This is a genomic window from Acinetobacter sp. ANC 3813, from assembly GCF_002135435.1.
GTDB lineage: Bacteria > Pseudomonadota > Gammaproteobacteria > Pseudomonadales > Moraxellaceae > Acinetobacter.
In genome coordinates this window covers 82,256-103,088 of the sequence record NZ_NEGK01000002.1, presented here as the reverse complement: position 1 = coordinate 103,088, position 20,833 = coordinate 82,256, and the positions used below count along the sequence as shown (strand labels likewise).

Annotated in this window: 16 protein-coding genes; 2 read left to right on the top strand and 14 right to left on the bottom strand. The window is 40.0% G+C overall.

The genetic code is table 11. The features are described from left to right. Window positions 1-77: 77 nt before the first annotated feature. The 7 genes from B9T34_RS03285 to B9T34_RS03255 form a co-directional block, all read right to left on the bottom strand. A complete protein-coding gene (locus B9T34_RS03285; RefSeq protein ID WP_086211747.1) occupies window positions 78-2,126 on the bottom strand; it encodes a 3-hydroxyacyl-CoA dehydrogenase NAD-binding domain-containing protein in 2,049 nt (682 codons plus the stop codon). Window positions 2,127-2,129: 3 nt separating this feature from the next. Then, on the bottom strand, window positions 2,130-4,229 hold the full coding sequence (locus B9T34_RS03280) for an acetate--CoA ligase family protein (RefSeq protein WP_086211746.1): 2,100 nt from the start codon (window positions 4,227-4,229) through the stop codon (window positions 2,130-2,132). A gap of 21 nt (window positions 4,230-4,250) precedes the next feature. Next, the gene (locus tag B9T34_RS03275) at window positions 4,251-5,399 is read right to left on the bottom strand and encodes an acyl-CoA dehydrogenase family protein (protein WP_086211745.1); all 1,149 of its coding nucleotides are present in this window, start codon (window positions 5,397-5,399) and stop codon (window positions 4,251-4,253) included. A 148-nt stretch (window positions 5,400-5,547) separates the two neighbouring features. Next, a complete protein-coding gene (locus B9T34_RS03270) occupies window positions 5,548-6,849 on the bottom strand; it encodes an MFS transporter (RefSeq protein WP_416202697.1) in 1,302 nt (433 codons plus the stop codon). 23 nt (window positions 6,850-6,872) lie between these two features. Continuing rightward, window positions 6,873-8,021, bottom strand: coding sequence for an acyl-CoA dehydrogenase family protein (locus B9T34_RS03265; RefSeq protein ID WP_086211743.1), 1,149 nt, complete (start codon window positions 8,019-8,021; stop codon window positions 6,873-6,875). 156 nt (window positions 8,022-8,177) lie between these two features. Further along, entirely contained in the window at window positions 8,178-9,533 is a 1,356-nt protein-coding gene (locus tag B9T34_RS03260; RefSeq protein ID WP_086211742.1) for an MFS transporter, read from the bottom strand. Window positions 9,534-9,714: 181 nt separating this feature from the next. After that, entirely contained in the window at window positions 9,715-10,509 is a 795-nt protein-coding gene (locus B9T34_RS03255) for an N-acyl homoserine lactonase family protein (RefSeq protein WP_086211741.1), read from the bottom strand. A gap of 208 nt (window positions 10,510-10,717) precedes the next feature. Between B9T34_RS03255 and B9T34_RS03250 the strand changes: the two genes are divergently transcribed. Next, window positions 10,718-11,608 (top strand): NAD(P)-dependent oxidoreductase, encoded by an 891-nt coding sequence (locus tag B9T34_RS03250; RefSeq protein ID WP_086211740.1) that lies wholly within the window; start codon window positions 10,718-10,720, stop codon window positions 11,606-11,608. A 35-nt stretch (window positions 11,609-11,643) separates the two neighbouring features. Further along, window positions 11,644-13,071 carry an NAD-dependent succinate-semialdehyde dehydrogenase gene (locus B9T34_RS03245; RefSeq protein WP_086211739.1) on the top strand — a complete coding sequence of 476 codons (1,428 nt, stop codon included), beginning with the start codon at window positions 11,644-11,646 and terminating at the stop codon, window positions 13,069-13,071. Between the two features lie 81 nt (window positions 13,072-13,152). Here B9T34_RS03245 and B9T34_RS03240 read toward each other — a convergent pair whose 3' ends face one another. The 7 genes from B9T34_RS03240 to B9T34_RS03210 form a co-directional block, all read right to left on the bottom strand. After that, window positions 13,153-14,031, bottom strand: a complete 879-nt coding sequence (locus tag B9T34_RS03240) for a LysR substrate-binding domain-containing protein (RefSeq protein ID WP_086211738.1) — start codon at window positions 14,029-14,031, stop codon at window positions 13,153-13,155. A gap of 279 nt (window positions 14,032-14,310) precedes the next feature. Further along, the gene (locus B9T34_RS03235) at window positions 14,311-16,032 is read right to left on the bottom strand and encodes an electron transfer flavoprotein-ubiquinone oxidoreductase (RefSeq protein ID WP_086211737.1); all 1,722 of its coding nucleotides are present in this window, start codon (window positions 16,030-16,032) and stop codon (window positions 14,311-14,313) included. A gap of 421 nt (window positions 16,033-16,453) precedes the next feature. After that, the gene (locus B9T34_RS03230) at window positions 16,454-16,753 is read right to left on the bottom strand and encodes a hypothetical protein (protein WP_086211736.1); all 300 of its coding nucleotides are present in this window, start codon (window positions 16,751-16,753) and stop codon (window positions 16,454-16,456) included. A gap of 46 nt (window positions 16,754-16,799) precedes the next feature. Then, window positions 16,800-17,756 carry a flavin reductase gene (locus B9T34_RS03225; RefSeq protein WP_086211735.1) on the bottom strand — a complete coding sequence of 319 codons (957 nt, stop codon included), beginning with the start codon at window positions 17,754-17,756 and terminating at the stop codon, window positions 16,800-16,802. Window positions 17,757-17,881: 125 nt separating this feature from the next. Continuing rightward, entirely contained in the window at window positions 17,882-18,529 is a 648-nt protein-coding gene (locus tag B9T34_RS03220) for a TetR/AcrR family transcriptional regulator (RefSeq protein WP_086211734.1), read from the bottom strand. Window positions 18,530-18,551: 22 nt separating this feature from the next. After that, on the bottom strand, window positions 18,552-19,547 hold the full coding sequence (locus tag B9T34_RS03215; protein WP_086211733.1) for a fumarylacetoacetate hydrolase family protein: 996 nt from the start codon (window positions 19,545-19,547) through the stop codon (window positions 18,552-18,554). Window positions 19,548-19,577: 30 nt separating this feature from the next. Continuing rightward, window positions 19,578-20,816, bottom strand: a complete 1,239-nt coding sequence (locus tag B9T34_RS03210) for an acyl-CoA dehydrogenase family protein (RefSeq protein WP_228147398.1) — start codon at window positions 20,814-20,816, stop codon at window positions 19,578-19,580. Window positions 20,817-20,833 lie beyond the last annotated feature (17 nt).

Below are 20,833 nucleotides of genomic sequence, written 5' to 3'. Positions count from 1 at the left end.
CTCATGTCTTTCTTTCAAGTAAAAAAAAGCCTGACCGAAGTCAGGCGAATAGGCAACTCTTACTTAAACAGAACCGATTAAGCTGTTTTAGCAAGTTTTTGAAAAATTGAAATATCTCCAGCAATAAAACCAGAGCCTGAAACTTCAGCCAAAGCTTTTTGTTTTTCATAGAGTTCATCTAGATTCTGTCTTGACGCCCAATACGCAGGTCCACCTTCCCATTTAGGAAAACCAAAGCCATTGATCATCACCAGATCAATATCATTCATTCTTGCTGTCACACCCTCAGCCAAAAGCAAGGCTGCTTCATTGGCCATAGTGAGTAATATGCGTTCTACAATCTGCTCAGAACTAAATTCTTTACGTACAATTTTTTTCTGTTCAGAGGCATGAATAATTAGCTCTGTGATAACGGGATCTATCTGCTTTTTTCCGTCAGCGTAGCTATAATAACCTGCTTGAGTTTTTACACCAAAACGGCCTAATTCACATATCTGATCTGGAATTGAAACATAACGCGCCTCAGGATTACGTTTATGCGCATTGGCTTTTCGCATATTCCATGCGATATCCAAGCCCGATAAATCACCTACCGCAAACGGCCCTATATTAAAGCCATAACGCTCAATTGCTTCATCAATTTGGTGTGGTAATGCACCCTCTTCCAGCATTAATTCACATTGATATCGATAAGCCGCATATATACGATTTCCAATAAATCCAAAGGAATTTTTACAAATAATAGGGAGTTTTCCTAATTTTTGAACCAGTGAAAATGCTGTAGCGATGACTTCTTGAGACGTATTATTTCCGTGGATCACTTCAACTAAACGCATGATATGCGCTGGGTTAAAGAAATGAATCCCCACAATGTTTTCTGGTCGAAGGCTGACTTCTGCAATTTCATCCAAATCAATATATGAAGTATTGCTAGCAATAATGGTGTTTGCAGATGCAATACTTTCAACTTTTCGAATTAAATCTTGTTTTACCGCTAAATTTTCAAAAACGGCTTCAATCACTAAGTCCGCATGTTCAAATGCGGATTCATGATCGCTAAGTTCAAGCTGTGCAAGCTGAACATCTCTTAGTCCGGTTTTAATACGTGCGGATGTTATATCTGCTTCATAAATGGAATCAATCCGCGATTTGCATTGCACTAATATGGATTTTGATTGGTCATAAACAGTGACATGAAACCCTGCTTTTAAAGCCGATACAGCTATGCCAGTTCCCATAGTGCCTGCACCTACCACAACAATATTTTTAAGCGGTTTAAGCGGAGCTTCTTTCAAATTAATGACTTTTTTAGCATTTGTTTCAGCAAAGAATAAATGCCTGCGCGCAAAAGCCTCTTCACCTATACGCAATTGCTGAAAGACGCGTCGTTCTTCAGCCAAACTTTCATAGAACTCAACATCAGCAGTTCCCTTAATCAAACGGATTGATTCTTGAACAGGCGGTCGGTGTTTTCCAACCCTCAATGCTTTTTTTACAATGGCATCAAATTCAGCGGATTCATCTTTTTCAACAGTTTTATTTGATAATGGATTTTTTTGCGCTGTTTTCGCAAATTCTACTGCAAATTGGCGTAATTCACCTTCTGCAATTACATCTATCATCCCTAGCTTTAACGCTTCTTGTGATTTATAGCGCTTCCCTGAACAGATGACTTGGATGCTTTTAGCCATTCCAATTAAACGTGGTAAGCGCTGTGTTCCACCTGCACCCGGCAGCATACCTAAAGTCACTTCAGGCAAGCCAACAATTGTGTTTTCTGATGCTAAGCGTGCATCACAGCCCAAGGCCAGTTCATATCCACCACCCAAAGTTGCACCGCTAATGGCTGCAATCACCGGTTTTGGACATTCCTCAATTGCCTTGATCACTTGAGGCAACTCTGGCGGAGTAATTGGTTTGCCAAACTCCTTAAGGTCTGAACCAGAGATAAAGTTTTTGTCTTTACCAATAATGACAGCGGCTGTTAGTGTGTCATCTTGAGTAAATTTTTCAACGGCATCAAGCAGTCCTTTACGTACTGACCAAGACCCTGTATTTACAGGCGGATTATCGATCACAATAACCGCAATTGAACCGTCTATTTCATAATGAATCGTTTCTGTCATGACTTAACCTTCCTTGGCAATATGTACGAGTGCATCCACAGCTGTAACGCCTTGTCCTTGTGGGTTTACGATAAGTGGATTCATTTCAGCTTCTTCAATGTAGTATTCCTTAGATTCTGCTAGCTGAGAGAAAGCCACTACAGTTTCGGCAATCGCTTTTAAATCGCCTTTCTGCTTACCACGGAAACCATCGAGAGCTTTTAAGCCTTTTACTTCAGCAATCATTTCATAAGCTGAATCAAGCGTTACAGGTGCTAAACGCATTGAACTGTCTTTATAAAGTTCAGTTAGCACGCCACCTGCGGCCAGCATAACAATCGGACCCACGTCTTTGTCACGTTTAAAACCAACTAAGACTTCACCAAGACCTTTCACCATCGACTGGACTAAAACTTTTTCAACAGTCAGATTTGGGCAGTGTTTCTCAACGTTGGACTTAATTTGATTAATCGCGGCTTGAAGCTCTGAGTCATTTTGTACGTGCAAAATAACTCCCCCAACTTCAGTTTTATGACTGATTTGATCATGCAAAACTTTCACAACAACTGGATACGAGATGTCCAACGCTTTAGGTTGTGAAACATTCAACACTTGATATGGAGCATTTTGAATGCCTAATGGTCTTAGCAATTGATAAGCAGAATCTTCATCTAAAGTGACCGTAGTCGATTTTGTAGGCTGAGAAACTTGCGCAGGGATTGGCATCGGTTGACGACGAGAAAATGCTGCATTAATTACATCAGCGCAAGCTTCTGGGGATTGGAATGCAGGGACGCCGGCCTGTTTTAATTGCTTTAAAGCTTCTGGTGCATCAGGAACCAAGAAACTTACCAATGGCTTCTTGTAAGTCGAAATACTGTCAACAATCGGTTTAACTGCAAGGTCTGGATGATAACGGGCTGAAGAACCTGAAGCGACTAGTATCAGATCAAATTCAGGTGCTTCTTCAAGCACTTCTAGCGCAGCTTTCATCACTTCATACTTGGTACCAGCTAGTGTTAAATCGATGATACCGCCTGCATGAACCTCTACCCCGCGTGCATTGAGTTTGGCAATCGTCTCGTCAGTAGGTGATACAACTGAAACATTACGGATACCGAGCTGATCAACGACCATTGCAGCACCACCGCCAGTAGTCGTCAAAACACCTACATTAATTTGTTTTTTATTGGCAGTTTGTGATGGCACTTTGTTGAGCAGCGGAATCGCATTCAAGAAGCCATCTAGAGTTTCTACACGTGCAATACCGCAATCTTTAAAGAATGCTTCAGCTACAGCATCCTCACCAGCCATAGACCCTGTGTGAGAAACAGCCAGATCTGCAGCAACTTGTGAACGCCCTAGTTTGAACACCACAACTGGACGATTCAGCTCAGCAGCTTTTACAGCAAATTCACGCAATTTATCTGCATGGCGCATGGACTCTAAAAACAACATATAGCCATGAATATCGGGGTTGTCTAAAGTAGCTAAGCAAATTTCACCAACACTTAAATCAACCTCGCCACCTACAGATACTAAACCGTAAAAGCCCGTGTGATGATTACGTCCACGTGATGTCAAAGAGCCAATCATACTGCCACTATGAGAAGCACAGAAAATATCGCCTTTTGGCAAGCCGGGTTCTGCAAATGCAGCATTTGCGGTTAGGAATAAATCTTCATAAAGATTTACAATCCCCAAACTTGAAGGGCCCAGAATGCGTGTTTGATACTTAGCCTTCAATTCGCGCAATTTATTTTCGCGTTCAATGCCTTCATGGCCAGCCTCACTAAAACCACTCGCAATGAGTGTCACAACAGGAACACCTAATTTTCCGCATTCCTCTACAGCTTCTAAGGCTAGTTCTGCACCTGTCAGCACGTAGACATGATCTGGAACTTCAGGCAAATTTGTAAGTGAGGTATACGCTTTTTCACCCTGTACAGTTTCTCTGCGCGGGTTAATACAATAAATTGTACCTTTATAGCCTGCATTTCTTAAAAAATGTAAAGGGCGCCCTGCAGTTTTACTTTGATCATCAGAGATGCCCACTAAAGCAACTGTTTTAGGCTTCAGTAAAGCATCAGATAATTTCACGTCTTCTTTCAGCATTGAATTCATTTCTTTTTAATCCCTGATAGTTTACTTAGCACGCTGATTAAAGCGACGGCCAAATACATCTTCTGCAATACGGTTTTTTAATACTTCAATCGAGCCACCTGCAATCATCCAACCGCGGGTACGCTTCACACAGTATTCAACCAAAGACTCTGTGGAATAGCCATAACCCCCCATTGCCTGCAATGCTTCATTAGAAACCTCCCAACCTGCTAAGTTGCAAGACAATTTTGCTACACTGGTTTCATAAGCAGACGGCAATCCACCATCTGCATTCACTGCTGCACGGTAAAGCAGCAACTGTGCAGATTCAAGCTTCAGTGCCATTTCAGAGAACTTCCATTGCAAGCCTTGGAATTCGCACAATGCTTTGCCAAATTGTTCACGGTCTAAGCAGTGCTGACGTGCAACATTAAACGCATGACGGCCCAAAGCCAAGGCACGTGAAGCATTACCAATACGTTCGACATTAAAGCCTGAGATTTGCTTTTTAAAACCGCCTGGGCCTAGCAGCACATTTTCTTTAGGGATTCGGCAGTTTTCAAAATACAGCTGACACCACTCTTCTCCGCTCATAAATGCAGACGGCTGACCCACATCAAAGCCTGGTGTACCGCGTTCCACAATCACAGATCCAATGCCATCCAAACCTGCACCGAAACGTACATAAATTAAAAAGGTGTCTGCATGCGGGCTATGTGTAGAAAAGACTTTTGAACCATTGATAATGTAGTGATCGCCATCTTCAACTGCTGAAGTTTTCAGTTCAGTTACTGACGAACCAGCACCCGGTTCACTCATGCCTAATGCTAATAAAGTTTTTCCTGCTAAAAGATCGGGTAGAAATTTTTCTTTCAAATATGGCGATGCGTATTCGGCAAATGTACGGATTGCACCAAAGTTACCTGCTTGAACGACATCAGCGCTTTTCGGACAAACCAAAGCTAGTTCCTGAATGGCAATTACGGCATCCATTAGTGTGCCACCTATACCGCCGTCTTCTTCTTTCAGCGTAATACCCAGCAAACCCATTTCTGAAAGCTTAGCTGCTATTTCCCAAGGATAATCATGCGAATGTGCACGTTCCAATGCCCCGTTTGCCAATTCCTTTTGGGCAAATTTACGTACCGATTCTGCAAATGCATTCTGTTCTTCTGTTAAATTAAAATTCATGTTTCTAACTCTATTTCAAATCAATTTCATAGAATTAGAATACGGACTTTATATATTTTGTGTTTTCAAATAAATCATCACGCTATGACTTATTTGAGAAAATGTAAAATAAAAAAAGCGCCCTGAATAGAGCGCTTTTTTAGTTGATTTAAGCAGATTTTATAGCATTGTTATCAACATTGACCTCAGTGTCTTTTGAATGAGGATCATACATTTTCTCTTTAATGAAGAATGTAGGTATCGTGCATATCAGATATGCGGCTCCCATGACCATGAACCCCATACCAATTGATCCATTTGTAGCAATATAGCCAATTGTAGCAGGTGCAATTGTGGAACCTATACGACCGACATTATGGGCAGTACCTAAGGCTGTACCGCGCAAACGGGTCGGAAAACTTTCTGACATATAAGTGCTATAAACACCCATTGGCATGCCGTATACGAAACCAAAGATAACCAAGAGCCAAAGAATATTCGTTTCGTTATGCAGTGTTACAATAATAATGAGAAAAATTGATGTAGCGACAGAACCGATAATAAACGTAGGTTTACGTCCAATTTTATCACTCATCATGCCAGCAATAATTTTCCCGCCAATCATTGCGGCATAACTGCCAATCAAAAAGTTGGTGAGCGATTTAAAATTCATTCCTAATTCTTGTTCTAAATACATTGGCATCCAGTTGTTGACACCATAGTATCCAAAGTTCAGAAATGATGCGGCAGCAATCCAAAATAATAAAGTTCTGAATACTACTTTGTCTTTAATCATTGCTTTAAAAACAGAGTTATCTGTTTTTATCATATTTTTCTTATTGGCTAATCGCTCTTGACGCTCCTTTAACCAAGATTCTGATTCTTTGACACAAAATGGCATAATAATACCAATGATCGCCGCCGAACCGCTGACGAGGAATAGCATTCTCCATCCATAGCTAGGAATAATAATACCTGCAAGGATTGAAGCCACAATGTAGCCAAAAGTCCATCCTGCCATCAAGGTAGCAATAATTGTATTTCGGCTTTTAGTTGGAACTAATTCAGCAATTAGACCTGCACAGACCATGTAAACAGTACCTAGTCCAAGAGCTGAAATAAAACGTACAAAAGCAAATTCATAGACATTATTTACAAAAGCTAATAGCCCAGTCAAAACAGAAAACATAATAACGCTATAGGCAATTGCTTTGACTCGGCCAATTTTATCACTTGCCCAACCGCCAAATACACCGCCGACAGCCATACCTGCAAGCGTTACGCTTCCGAGCATTCCTGCTTGAAATGATGTTAGATCAAATTCCGCTTTAATACTTGAAAGACTATAAGACAGCAACAACATATCAGCGCCATCTACCAGCAACACTAGAAAACAAAAAATAAATGCCATAATCCATTTAGGTTTTTGTTCTGAAACCATTTGTTCTGATTTGCTATACATATTTTTCATCCTTTAAATATGTGTGTTGTCGGTCACTTAGCGCGCTGATTAAAGCGACGGCCAAATACATCTTCTGCAATACGGTTTTTCAATACTTCAATCGAGCCACCTGCAATCATCCAGCCACGGGTGCGCTTCACACAGTACTCAACCAAAGACTCTGTGGAATAACCATAACCACCCATTGCCTGCAATGCTTCATTAGAAACTTCCCAACCAGCTAAGTTGCAAGACAGTTTTGCAACACTGGTTTCATAAGCAGACGGCAATCCACCATCTGCATTCACTGCTGCACGGTAAAGCAGCAACTGTGCAGATTCAAGCTTCAGTGCCATTTCCGAGAACTTCCATTGCAAGCCTTGGAATTCACATAGCGCCTTTCCAAACTGTTCGCGGTCTAAACAGTGCTGACGTGCAACATTAAACGCATGCCGGCCCAAAGCCAATGCACGTGAAGCATTACCAATACGTTCGACATTAAAGCCTGAGATTTGTTTTTTAAAACCGCCTGGGCCTAGCAGCACATTTTCTTTAGGGATACGGCAGTTATCAAAGTACAGTTGACACCACTCTTCACCACTCATAAATGCTGAAGGCTGACCTACTTCAAAACCTGGTGTACCACGATCAACCATGACTGAACCAATACCATCTAGGCCTTCACCAAAACGGACATAGATTAGGAAGCTATCAGCATGTGGGCTGTGAGTTGAGAAGACTTTAGAACCATTGATAATGTAATGATCGCCATCTTCTACTGCAGAGGTTTTCAGCTCAGTCACAGATGAACCAGCACCCGGCTCACTCATACCTAGTGAAAGTAGTTTTTTACCAGCCAATAGGTCTGGAAGATATTTTTCTTTCAGATATGGAGAAGCGTATTCTGCAAAGGTACGAATAGCACCAAAGTTACCCGCCTGAACGACGTCAGCGCTTTTTGGGCAAATGAGAGCCAATTCTTGAATAGCAATCACGGCATCCATCAGCGTGCCACCAATACCACCGTCTTCTTCTTTCAGCGTAATACCCAGCAAACCCATTTCTGAAAGTTTAGCCGCTATTTCCCAAGGATAATCATGTGAATGGGCACGTTCTAATGCGCCATCTAACAATTCCTTTTGGGCAAATTTGCGTACCGATTCTGCAAATGCATTCTGTTCTTCCGTTAAATTAAAATTCATCCTTTATTTCCATGTGTTTTAACCTTTAAAAATAATAAGGAGGATTTTCTGTTCAAGTTTTCAAATAAATCATCTGCCCATGAATATTTCACAAATATTCAAATCTAAAAAAAGAGTCCTAAGACTCTTTTAATAATTCATCAGCCATTTAATATTTTATTTTTCGCTGACATAAACTGCTTTAGCAGGTACAACAAACATCATTAATAATGATGCTAAAAACATTACTGCTGCAATACTGACTAGGGCAGCTTGATTTGTACCAAAATTTTCCCTCATGACACCCATCAGCCAAGGAGAAAAATAGCCTGCTGTGGTTGCTAAAGTACTTACTAAAGCAATGCCCACAGGTGCAGTCGAACCTTGCAAATAGCCTGCCGGCAAGGTCCAAGCTAGCGCCATACCGCCCATAAATCCAAAGCTAGCAAAACCTAAAAGAATTAGTCTCGGAACTAAGCCTACATCAACATAAGAAGCGATTACTAACATAGAGCTTGCTAAAATCATGGATAAAGCATAATGCCAGCGGCGCTCGCGGCGTTTATCAGAACTTCTTGTAATCAAGTAAAGTCCTAAGGCGCCTAAAGAAAAAGGAATGACACTGTAGTATGAAATATGTGCAATGTTTGTCACCCCCATATCTTTAATCATGGTTGGAAGCCAGAAACTAAACCCGTAATTGCCGCAATATGTTGCAAACGCTAAAAATGCCAGCAGATATACACGCGGATCACCTAAGGCTTTAAATACTTCGCCCATTGAATGGGCTGATTGTTTTTCTTTTGCATCTGCTTTATTAGCATTATCTCCATTCATAATATGTTGATGAACTTGTTTTTCACGTGCATTAAGCCATTTCGCAGTCTGAGGCTTATCTGAAAGATAAAAAAAGCAAAAAATACCAATAAAAATAATAGGCAAAGCTTCTAACAAAAACATCCATTGCCATCCAAACATGCCCATGAAGCCATTCATTTCAGTCATGATTAAACCTGAAATTGGCCCACCAATAATTGGAGCGACAAGTGAACCCGCAAGAATAATGGCTGCTACGCGCCCGCGTAAGTAGCCTGGAAACCAATAACTGAAATATAAAAATACACCTGGATAAAAACCAGCTTCAAATATACCCAGTAAAAATCGGATGATATAAAATTGATTGATGCTTGATACGTACATTGTGGCTGCTGAAGCTAGGCCCCAAAGAATCATAATGCGGGCTAACGTTTTTCTTGCGCCAATTTTATCCATCAGCAAATTGCTTGGAATTTCAAATAAGGCATATCCAATAAAAAATATACCTGCCGCATATGCGTATTGAATATCTGTAAAACCAAGATAGTCCTGCATTTGCAATTTGGCATAACCAATGTTGACGCGGTCTAAAAATGAAAACATATATGCCAAGAATAGAATTGGCATAATTTTCCACAAAATTTTATTAAATATTTTTTGCTTTTCAATTTCACTGATTTCAGCCAAATGAGAACGCAAAGCTGCCTGCTTTTCCATACAAAATCCTTTTGAAATATGCTTTATGGCCTTTAAGCCAAAACTTCTTTGGCAATATAGAGGAAAGCTAAATTAGGCAAGTGACGAGAAACTCATCGTTCAATTACTTTTAGTTAAACAGCTATTGCCAATAAAAAAAGCCACGCTATTTAGGTGGCTTAATAATCACGATGAAATGATGCTAAAAAACTGGCGGCTTATGCAGAATAGCCACATCAGATGCAAGTTGTGGGTTTGAATGCGGGTAGTGCTTTAAAACATCTGGATCATGCCCAGGAATAATATGCTGTTCGGATGAGGCCAGCTCATCCAGTAAATCAAAGCCTTGCATCATTTCTCCAATATTAAAAACAATTGGATATGGATTTTTTTCTAATTTATTGCGGTAAAAATGAGACGCATCAGAGGCCAAAACCACCCATCCACGCTGCGTGTGTACACGTACAACCTGCAATCCTCCAGTATGCCCTCCGACCTTATGCAAACTAATACCGGGAGCAATTTCTTTGCTACCATTTACAAAAATCACCTTATTTTTATAGACATTCTGTACCATTTTCATCACATCATTCACATTAAATGGATGTGACAGACAGGCATGACACATGTTTCTGCCCGTCGCAAAATTCATTTCTGCATCTTGCAGATAAAATTTTGCATTTGGGAAGTATTCTAGGTTTCCAACGTGATCAAAGTGCATATGGGTTATGATGACATTTTTTACAGTTGTATGATCTATACCAATTAATCTCAAAGCATCATCAATTTTATAATTTAACTTACGATTTCTGCGCTGAGCTTCCTCTTCTCCAAAGCCTAAATCGACTAGCCAAACTTGCTCTTCATGCTTAATCACCCAAATATAAAAATCTAAATCCATATCAACATCGTGCTGATCATTATAGATAAAATTATCAGATTCTTTTTTTGTGACCCCTGCATATTTGATTGCAAAGACTTCATATTCAGGAATCATCCCTATCCCCTTAGTATTGATTTAATCTCAACATAAACTATTCATCTCAGATTCAATTTCTAAAAACTCACATAGAGATCACTTTTGCGAATACTTACCTTTCCCTAAACTCATCGATGCATTCCAAATAGTTATTACACTTTTCAGGTGTTGTATGCGAAATTTGCTGGCATAGGAAAGCTATATTTCACAAATGTAAGGACGAATTATGAAAATTGGATTTATCGGCTTAGGGCGCATGGGTTTTCCACTAGCATCACATTTAGTCAAAAACGGTTTAGACGTGACGGCTTTTGATTTAAATCCAGCTCAAATTGAAAAGTTTATTCAGCTTGGCGGAAGAAATGCATCAAATATTCAAGAAATTGCCGCAGATTCTGATGTTGTGATTACTATGCTACCAGGTCCAAAGCAATCCATAGACGTTATTCTTGGAGATAATGGTATTTTAGCCCATCTTTCTGAAGGCAAATATTTAATCGAGCTGAGCACCATTGATACTGATACTGTCGATTTACTCTATAAGCATGCAAAAGAGAAGAATGTGAAATTCGCTGATGCGCCTGTTGGGCGTTTAGCTGCGCATGCAGATTTGGGGCAATCTTTGTTTATGTTAGGTGCTAATGAGTCAGATTTTGCTTTTTTACAAGATTTCTTATTGAATATGGGTACCACGGTGCTGCATTGCGGTGAGCCAGGTGCTGGTACACGAATGAAATTAATCAATAACTTGATGGTTTTATGCTATTGCCAATTAAACTCTGAAGCGCTTGTACTTGCTCAAGGCTTAGGACTTGATGCTAAAAAAACCTTTGAAGTGCTAACGGGTACGACTGCTTCTAATGGTCAGTTAAAAGAAAAATGGCCGCAAAAAGTCCTCAAAAATGATTTAACACCTGGATTTGATATTGCTTTAGGTTTTAAAGACTTAACGCTGGCATGCCAAGCGGCGCAATCATCAGGTATTTCATTGCCTGTCGGAAATTTAGTCCGGAATATGTTCCAGTTGGCTCGCCATGCAGGTAAAGATGGCCAAGACACTTCTTCAATGACAGATTTTTGGGCTGAAGCCAATAACATTGAAAAGATTCGACTGTAATCCTTTGAAATACTTATTTTATAGAGCCATAAATCATGCAATATAGTCAGTATATTTCAGGGGAATTCCGTCAAGGTTCATCTGAAATCAATTATGAAGTGATCAATCCTGCTACAGCCGAAATTTTGGGAACACTTCAATTTACGTCTGCACAAGATATAGCAGATGCGATTCAATCGGCACATCAAGCCTTTAAAGTATGGCGTAAAACAACAGCATATGACCGTTCTGTAAAAATTCGCCAAATTGCCAAGCTCATGTATGAACGGACTGACGATTTAGCACAGCAGATTTCTTTAGAACTAGGCAAGCCTTTGGTCGAAGCAAAAAAAGAAGTTCAAACTGCTGCTGAGATGTTTGAATGGGCTAGCGAAGAAGCGCGGCGGATTTACGGCAAAACTATTGCCCCGCGCACTGCGAATATCAAACAAACCGTTGTTTACGAACCAGTTGGCGTAGTCGCTGCTTTCTCAGGTTGGAATGCTCCTGCCATTACGCCAGCACGTAAAATCAGCGCAGCTTTGGCAGCAGGTTGCTCCATCGTGATTAAACCCTCTGAAGAAACAGCAGGCATTGCATTAAAAATTGCTCAGATTATTGATGAACTGGACTTTCCTCAAGGTTTAGTCAATATGGTGTTTGGCAATCCTGAAGAAATTTCCAATATTCTTTGTGAGTCCCCTGAAATTTCCATGATTACCTTTACTGGTGCTACATCAATTGGACAATCTTTAGCGGCTAAAGCATCAAAGCATTTGAAAAAACTCACGCTCGAATTGGGCGGTCATGCACCAGTGATTATCTGCGAAGATGTTGATGTAGAAAAAGTTGCTAAAGCTGCGGTTGCCGCCAAATTTCGCAATGCAGGGCAAGTGTGTACATCACCTACCCGTTTCTTGATTCAGCAATCTATATTTAATAAATTCAGTGAAAAATTTACAAATTATGCTCGCCAGATAAAAGTTGGATCGCCGTTTGATGGCTCAACACAAATGGGGCCGCTTAAAAATCTGCGTCGCTTACATGCCATTGATAGCTTAGTACAAAATGCACGCGCCTTAGGTGCTGAGATTACAGCAGGCGGCAGTAAATTTGAAAATTTGTCTGAGTGCTATTACGCGCCTACTGTCATTGTTCAGCCTCCATTCGAAGCGCAAGTGAATCATATAGAACCTTTTGGTCCAATTGCGATATTAAAATCTTTTAATGATTTAGATGATGCATTAGAGGAAGCCAACCGCCTACCGTTTGGCCTAGCATCTTATGCTTTTACTAATAATTTTAGCTATATTGAGCGTATTAGCAACGAAATTGAAAGCGGTGTAATTAGTATCAATGATTGGCAAGCTTCGTTGCCTGAAACACCTTTTGGCGGAGTAAAAGACAGCGGATTAGGTACAGAAGGCGGTGCTGAAGGTATTCATGAATTCTTAAAGATTAAGACATTGCGTATCGCAAGCTGAACTTTTTAAATTACATTAGGTTAAACAAAAAAACCGGAACTACATCAGTTCCGGTTTTTTAATTATTTTTGGGTATGAAAATTAATTGAGTTCTTCGACCAACCAATCACGCAATTCATTTATTTTGTCTTGCTTTGGAGAGTTTTGAGGAACTACTAGGTAATATCCCATCTCACGTTTTAAAACATAATCTGAAAAATAGACTAGACTGCCTGTAGCGATTTCCTGCTCAATCAATTTTGTTTGAGCCATGGCAATACCGATTCCATCTATTGCGGCCTGATATGCAAGAAGTGAATTAGGTAATATAAATTGATCAGTTTCGGCATTTTCTAAATCTTGAGCAGCTAACCAATCAGTCCAATCTAACCTTCTATAGTTTGAATGTATAAGCTTATATTTGTTTACATCCTGTGGTGCTGGTGGACGTGTTAGGTGGCTGATTAAAGAGGGACTGCAAACTGGGCGTATTTCATCACTGCATAAAAAATAGCTATCAACATCGGACCAGTTGCCATCTCCAAATTGAATTGAGGCATCTACAGTTTCAGTAGCAAAATCCACTGGAGCAACGGCGGTCTTAATATTAACGCGTAATTTTGGATTTTCTGCATGCAATTTCTGTAAACGGCGAACGAGCCATTTCGCGGCAAAAGTTGAATATACCCTTAATGCGATATCGTTATTGCGTCGGTAAGAGCTCATCCCCCGCGTAGCAATAGCAATTTTATTAAATGCGGGGCCAATTTCTGCAAAGTATTTCTCGCCAGCATCGGTCAAACTGATACCAGATCGTTCTCGCTTGAAAAATTCTATCCCTAAGTATTCTTCTATTAATGTAATTTGCCGGCTTACAGCAGATTGACTTACATATAATTCATCAGCAGCTTTGGTAAAGCTTTTATGTCTTGCAACACATTCAAAGGTTCTCAAGGCATTTAATGGTGGTATATCTCGCACATCAACCTCCTGTTTTGCACATTATATAAAGAAATGCTAAGCACGATGAAAAATTTGAGTTAACAATAAGTCTTAGAAAGAACATAACCCTTATAGGCTGTTTTGCACATCAGCATACATTTTTATGGTATGACCAAATTGATTAAAACTCATATGCTAATGACTTATAAAAAAACAGCCCTCTAAAGGGCTGTTTTTACCTAAAAAATTAAAATGAAGAGTTAGTAATAACCCTACATGTATGGGTATATGAGGATATCCTCATAAGAACTATCTAAATTACATATTCGGATAATTCGGACCACCACCGCCTTCAGGCGTTACCCAGGTGATATTTTGAGATGGATCTTTGATGTCACACGTCTTACAGTGCACACAGTTCGCCGCGTTGATTTGGAAAAGCTTATCACCGTCGTCATTTTCCATGATTTCATATACACCCGCCGGACAGTAGCGCTGAGCAGGCTCATTCCATTTTGGCAAGTTGACGTTTACAGGAATAGAAGCATCAGTCAGTTTCAAGTGAGCAGGCTGGTTCTCTTCGTGAACGGTATTCGACACGAATACCGAAGATAAACGGTCAAATGTGATCTTGCCATCCGGTTTTGGATAGTTCGGTTTCACATTGTTTGCTTCAATAGATTTTAACACGCTGTAGTCTGGCTGTAAGTCATGCAGCGTAAATGGCACTTTAAGGATGTTTTGATCGATAAAGTTGAATGCACCGCCGCCGAATGTGCCGAACTTATGCATTGCAGGGCCAAAGTTACGCGCGTTGTATAACTCTTCTTTTAACCAGCTGCTGTTGAATTTCTCAGTGTATGCAGTAACTTCTTTAACGAAGAAGTCTTCACCTTCAGTTACACGTGCAATGGCAAGGTCTCCGCCTTTTTTCACTCCGGCAGCAATTGCTTCAAATACAGCTTCACCGCACAGCATGCCTGATTTCATGGCAGTGTGAGAGCCTTTTATTTTTGCAAAGTTTAAAAAGCCTGCGTCATCACCAATTAAGCTACCGCCTGGAAAAGTGAACTTAGGCAGCGAGTTGAAACCGCCTTTCACAACTGCACGTGCGCCATAAGAAATTCGCTTACCACCTTCAAGGAATTGCTTGATGAGTGGATGTGTTTTCCAGCGTTGCATTTCCATAAATGGGTACATGTGTGGATTGGTGTATGACAAGTCTACGATTATACCCAAAGTAACTTGGTTATTTTCTGCATGGTATAACCACCAGCCACCTGAAGAGCCTGTTTCAGTTAAAGGCCAGCCAGCACCGTGCATGACCGTACCTGCTTTATGTTTTGCAGGGTCGATTTCCCAAAGCTCTTTAATACCAATACCGTAGTGCTGCGGATCAGCATCTTTATCTAAATCAAATCTAGAAATGAGGCGTTTGCCTAAGTGGCCACGACAGCCTTCTGCAAAAATCGTGTATTTGGCATGAAGCTCATAGCCAGCGGTAAAGTTGTGCGTCGGTTCGCCATCTTTACCAATACCCATGTCACTAGTTTGGATGCCTTTAACCGTACCATCTTCATGATACAGAATTTCAGAAGCGGCAAAGCCTGGGAAGATTGATACTTCGAGTTCTTCTGCTTTCGTACCTAACCAGCGAACCAAGTTGCCCAATGAAATGACATAGTTGCCGTCATTGTGCATAGTTTTTGGCACCATCCAATGCGGCATTTCCTGAGACTTTTCATCAGACAATAAGATATAGGTTTTGTCTTCAGTGACAGGTACATCTAAAGGTGCGGCTTGTTCTTTCCAGTCAGGGAAGAGTTCATTCATCGCGCGCGGTTCAAGCACAGCGCCAGAAAGAATGTGTGCACCCACTTCGGAGCCCTTTTCCACGACACAAACGGACAAATCGTTCAGGTTATTTTCAATTGCAAGTTGACGGATTTTAATCGCTGCAGAAAGACCCGCAGGGCCTGCACCAACGATGACTACGTCAAACTCCATTGACTCTCTATCAATTTCTGCTTCTGGAAACATCCGCTAGCTACCTAAAACTAATCAATTACCAATATTGATAAGTATAGAGAGATGCTGATTCATGAAATTTCAGAAAACTCATCTAAGCAGAACTTAAAGGAACAATGAAGCCATCTTATTAATTCCGCATTTAAGATATTTTTAGTAGAAAAAAAGTATTCTCAGCTAAGTTCATGAACTAAGAATTTCTAAATTTATAATTTTCTTGCTGTAAGCCATTAAATTAATTATAAAATAAACATAAATACGTTTATGAACTAGGCTTTAGGTGAACATAAGTTAAATAGATATAACCTGTTTTTTAGTTCATTAATATTGATATACAGTAGTTTATACCTTAAGTGCTGTCAAATTTTATCTGTAGATTTTTAGAATTAGTACCAAATTATTTCATTCAATACTAATTCGTAAAAGTAATAATTTAAACAGGCGTACCAGTAAAATTCGATTTACCAAACGGTCCTAATTTACATTTACCAGATAAATTACCCTCAGCATCCATTTCTGCTTCAAAAACCAATGACATCGGGACTGGCTTTTTCATCTTCCCCGTCCATGTCAGCTTATTGCCTTCAATTTTGCCATTTACCAATTCCATTGGCCCATGTTCACCATCAAATCCACCAATGAGAACATCACCTTCTTGTTTCATCGTGAGTACTGGTTTTTGGTCACCCATTGGCGTTTTAATGATCATGTTCCATTTGCCGTTAATTGTCATATATAACTCCTTTATCACTTTTGTGATTTTTTTTAAATAAAAGTGTTTAGTTCCAAAGTTGTGGAATATTCACAGAGGTTGCATTGATTACACGTTGCAAAAGCAACTTAAAATCTATGACTTCTGTTTCTGACAGTTGTGCCAAAATCGTTCTTTCTAGAGATGCAATATTTGAAGCCAATTCGATAAATGTTTGACGCCCTAAACGGGTCAAAATATATCGATTGTTATCATTTTCTAATTCGATGAATGACTTATGTTGTAAGTTTTCTAAATCAGAAATGAAAACCTCATGCTTCATAAATTTAATTTTTTCATTTAATTCATCGATACTCATTGCACCATTCATACTTAACAAACCGAGTATAAACATACTTTTTTCGTCAATCTCTTTAGCTTGCATCACTTCCTGAGCTTGATATGCACATTGGAAATGCGCTCGAGCCAACAAAAATGAGAAAAATGAATCTGAAACTCTTCCTGTATGCTCATTTATAATTTCTTCTTGCTCAATGATCTTAGGTTTAGGTCTAGAATCTGCATAAGAGCCAGCATGAAATAGCAATGGTGATTTAGGAGTATTTTCAAACTCTAATACTTCACCTACAAAGATGATGTGATCACCACCTTCATATTGGTACTGTGTTTTGCATTGGAAACGTGCCATACAGTCAGGCAGTATGGGTGAACCTAACACACCACTTTCCCACTCCACGCCAGCAAATTTATCACTGCCTGAACGTGAGAATTGATTAGATAAATCAGACTGCCGATTACACAGAACATGGACAGCAAAGTGCCCTGATTCTTGAAAAGATTTTAAAGCATTTGATTTTTTACCCAATGACCACAGTACCAGTGGTGGGTCTAGAGAAACCGAGTTAAAGCTACTCGCTGTAATGCCTATAGGCGATTGTTCATCATTTAAGGTCGTGACAATCGTGACACCTGTTGCAAATGAGCCGAGAGCATTACGAAAATCTCGTGGATCAAAATTGGACATTTTCTTACTCCATCATTCTACGTATAGAATATTTTTTGTTAATTGATTGAGATTTCGAATGCCCGACAAAATCTCTTTGTTAGTTTTTAATTTTCATTAAAAAAACTTAATATCACTATATGTTTTTATATTGATACTGCATTTTTTGTTTGTTGAGACAACAACTGAATTTCATTCTCAATGAAACGCACAATATTCGAAATATAGCTCTGAATGTTGACTTCATTGCCTTCAATTTTTGTTGCCACATATAGACCATCAAGAAGCTGTATCACCATCGTACTGATTCTCTGGGCATTTTGAGAAATGTATTGTTGGTCATATTCAGAGAAAGCCTCTAAAATAGGTTCTTCAATGATGTTTCGACATTGCATTCGAATATCTTTCGCAACAGCAATAACCTCATTACTTCCTGCATTCGGTTCTACAGCGACTGCTAAAAATAATCTTAGAAATTCAGGTCCTGTCCCAAAGTTTTCTAATAATCTTGCAATGATTTCATCTGCATTAATAAGCTTGCCGTGCTCAAACCGTACTGTAACTTTCAACGACGCAAGAAACTCATCTCCTGCGATTCGCAACACTTCCGAAAATAACTTTTCTTTGGTTTCAAAAGCCCAATAAATAGATCCGGATAAGACCTTGGCACGTTTCGCTATTTTTGAAATAGAGGAGCTAGCGTAACCTTCTTCAGAAAAACAACTGTAAGCAGCCTGCAAAATTTTCTCACGTGTACCGCTGTTGATTGTTTTTTCTTTAGCTTGATTAGCCATTTAAATACTCCTCATTTCTTTATTAATGCAGTGTCCCCTCCACAACGACGGGATTCACCAATGTTCCTATTTTTTGAATCTCAATTTTCATGGGCTGCGGATGCTTGGTAATATCCCAATTGGTCAATAAAGGAAATTTACCGCCATCAATGGCTTTCATTGACGTACCCATATGCACCACATCACCCAGCTCTAGTGTCATATATTTAGAAAGATGTGCAAGCACTTTTTCTATACTAAAGGTCAGTTTTGCAGTGGAATCTTGGAAAACCAGCTCATCACCAATGTATGAATCAATGGTCAAGTTATTTGGATCATCAATTTCGTCTTTGGTCACGATCCAAGGCCCCATTGGTCCAAATCCATCAGCCCCTTTTGAAAGCGCATGATACGTAAGATAAATTGAGCGTTTATGCTCCTCATCACGGTTTTCTCGCCAAGTCTGTAAATCTACATAAGCACCAGAAAACTCTTTAGGCATAACAAGTTCTAAACTGTCACGCTCTTTAAGCCCTGGGGATGTAATGTCATTGATAATCGAATATCCAAAGACATAATCCAAAGCATTTTCTTCAGCAATATGACGAGCTTTTTTCCCGATAATTATCGCCAGTTCAGGCTCAGGATGAGTCACTCCAAAATCTGTATTTACGGTGACTACAGCATGATGACCGAGCAATGATGTTGTCGGCTTTAAGAAAAATGCAGGTGTTGTCGATGGACGATATGCAATCATTTGCGCCAGTGTATTGTTCAATGCCACACCCACGACCTTACCCGGTTTACGTAATGGCGGTAGCCACTGTATTTCATCCGTATTCAAGATCAGTTGGGCATCACCAAGATCAGCCAATAACTGCTGTACGGTTATTCCCTTTTCTTCTAGCTCTTCCAATAAAACAGAAAGGTCATAAGGTGCTTGATGACCTAATTGAGCTTTCAAATCCAAGATCATGCCATCTTCTTGATACAAGCCGTATGATCGAAGATTCTTGTAGATATAACTACATAATTTCATTTCATTATCCTTAAAAAGAAATCCCTTGAATTAAATCAAGCCTTCGGCTAAATCGAGTTCCAACAACTGACGACCAAACAGCTGCGCTGCAACATCATAGTCGGAATAGGCATGTGAACCTGCGGCATTGGCATCACGCCATAAGCGTTGCATTTCATTTGAAGTTTGCCATGCACCACCGCCTGAAGCTTCTAATAAGCGACTCACGGCTTCGATTGCCATTTTGGTCACGTACGCCTGATTGGTACGCCACAAACCTGATTCATCACTTTCAGGAATCTCACCTGAACGGCTGCGTGATGCAATTTCTTTCCAATCTGTCGCAAGGCTTTGATAAGCAGCACGAACTTGATGTGCAGATTCGGCAAGTCGCATATATGATGGTGCATTATCGGAAACTTTAGTCCCTGTATAAGCACGTACACGACCTGCCAAACGAGCTTGATAAACATCCAAGGCACGCATTGCAATGCCAATAGCGACAGCAGAAAAACCAAATGAGAAATAAGTCATAAATGGTGCTTTGAAAATGCCACCATCATGTAGTCCATAGCCTGATGACTGACCAAAATTCATTGCAAAGATAGATTCAATTCGATACTCAGGTACAAAAACATCTTTTAATACAATGGTTTTAGAACCTGTTCCGCATAAGCCTGCAACATGCCAATCATCAAAAATTTCATAGTCTTTACGTGGAACTAATATGAAGCAAGGTGAATCTTCCATCCCTATATGGATATCATATCTTTTAATACCTAGAACCGCCCATTGCCCATGATCACAACCGCTTGAGAAACTAAAGCGACCTGAAATTTTGATACCACCTTCGACATTTTCCGCTTGATGGATCGGCGCTACGGAAGACGAAATCAGTGTCGTCGGATCTTCTCCCCACACTTCATCTTGTACTTGCTTAGACATCAATGCTAAGCCGTGATTGTGCTGTGCCAATAAGCCACTCACCCATGCCGTAGATGCACATGCACCTGCAATATCGGTAATAATTGGACAGTATTCTTCTGGACTGAGTTCATAACCGCCATATACCGCAGGTTGCAATGAACGAGTAAAACCACATTCAATCAGTAGTTTAATGTTCTCATCAGGAACTTTACGTTCTTGCTCAGTTTTTTCCGCATTGGCAGCAATGATGGGTAAAATTTTAGCAACACGTTCACGCATTTCTAAGCCACGTTGACGTTGTGCTGCAATTTCAGGAACGAAATCCTCTGTTGCTTGAAATATACGTTGTCTAATTTGAGTCATTTTTCTTTCCTTGTTTG

Coding starts and splice junctions, on each gene's coding strand:
- B9T34_RS03235 (WP_086211737.1), bottom strand. CDS start 16,032: ATGTTTCCAGAAGCAGAAATTGATAGAGAGTCAATGGAGTTTGACGTA.
- B9T34_RS03250 (WP_086211740.1), top strand. CDS start 10,718: ATGAAAATTGGATTTATCGGCTTAGGGCGCATGGGTTTTCCACTAGCA.
- B9T34_RS03220 (WP_086211734.1), bottom strand. CDS start 18,529: ATGGCTAATCAAGCTAAAGAAAAAACAATCAACAGCGGTACACGTGAG.
- B9T34_RS03215 (WP_086211733.1), bottom strand. CDS start 19,547: ATGAAATTATGTAGTTATATCTACAAGAATCTTCGATCATACGGCTTG.
- B9T34_RS03275 (WP_086211745.1), bottom strand. CDS start 5,399: ATGAATTTTAATTTAACAGAAGAACAGAATGCATTTGCAGAATCGGTA.
- B9T34_RS03285 (WP_086211747.1), bottom strand. CDS start 2,126: ATGACAGAAACGATTCATTATGAAATAGACGGTTCAATTGCGGTTATT.
- B9T34_RS03210 (WP_228147398.1), bottom strand. CDS start 20,816: ATGACTCAAATTAGACAACGTATATTTCAAGCAACAGAGGATTTCGTT.
- B9T34_RS03280 (WP_086211746.1), bottom strand. CDS start 4,229: ATGAATTCAATGCTGAAAGAAGACGTGAAATTATCTGATGCTTTACTG.
- B9T34_RS03225 (WP_086211735.1), bottom strand. CDS start 17,756: ATGTCCAATTTTGATCCACGAGATTTTCGTAATGCTCTCGGCTCATTT.
- B9T34_RS03270 (WP_416202697.1), bottom strand. CDS start 6,849: ATGAAAAATATGTATAGCAAATCAGAACAAATGGTTTCAGAACAAAAA.
- B9T34_RS03255 (WP_086211741.1), bottom strand. CDS start 10,509: ATGATTCCTGAATATGAAGTCTTTGCAATCAAATATGCAGGGGTCACA.
- B9T34_RS03265 (WP_086211743.1), bottom strand. CDS start 8,021: ATGAATTTTAATTTAACGGAAGAACAGAATGCATTTGCAGAATCGGTA.
- B9T34_RS03245 (WP_086211739.1), top strand. CDS start 11,644: ATGCAATATAGTCAGTATATTTCAGGGGAATTCCGTCAAGGTTCATCT.
- B9T34_RS03260 (WP_086211742.1), bottom strand. CDS start 9,533: ATGGAAAAGCAGGCAGCTTTGCGTTCTCATTTGGCTGAAATCAGTGAA.
- B9T34_RS03230 (WP_086211736.1), bottom strand. CDS start 16,753: ATGACAATTAACGGCAAATGGAACATGATCATTAAAACGCCAATGGGT.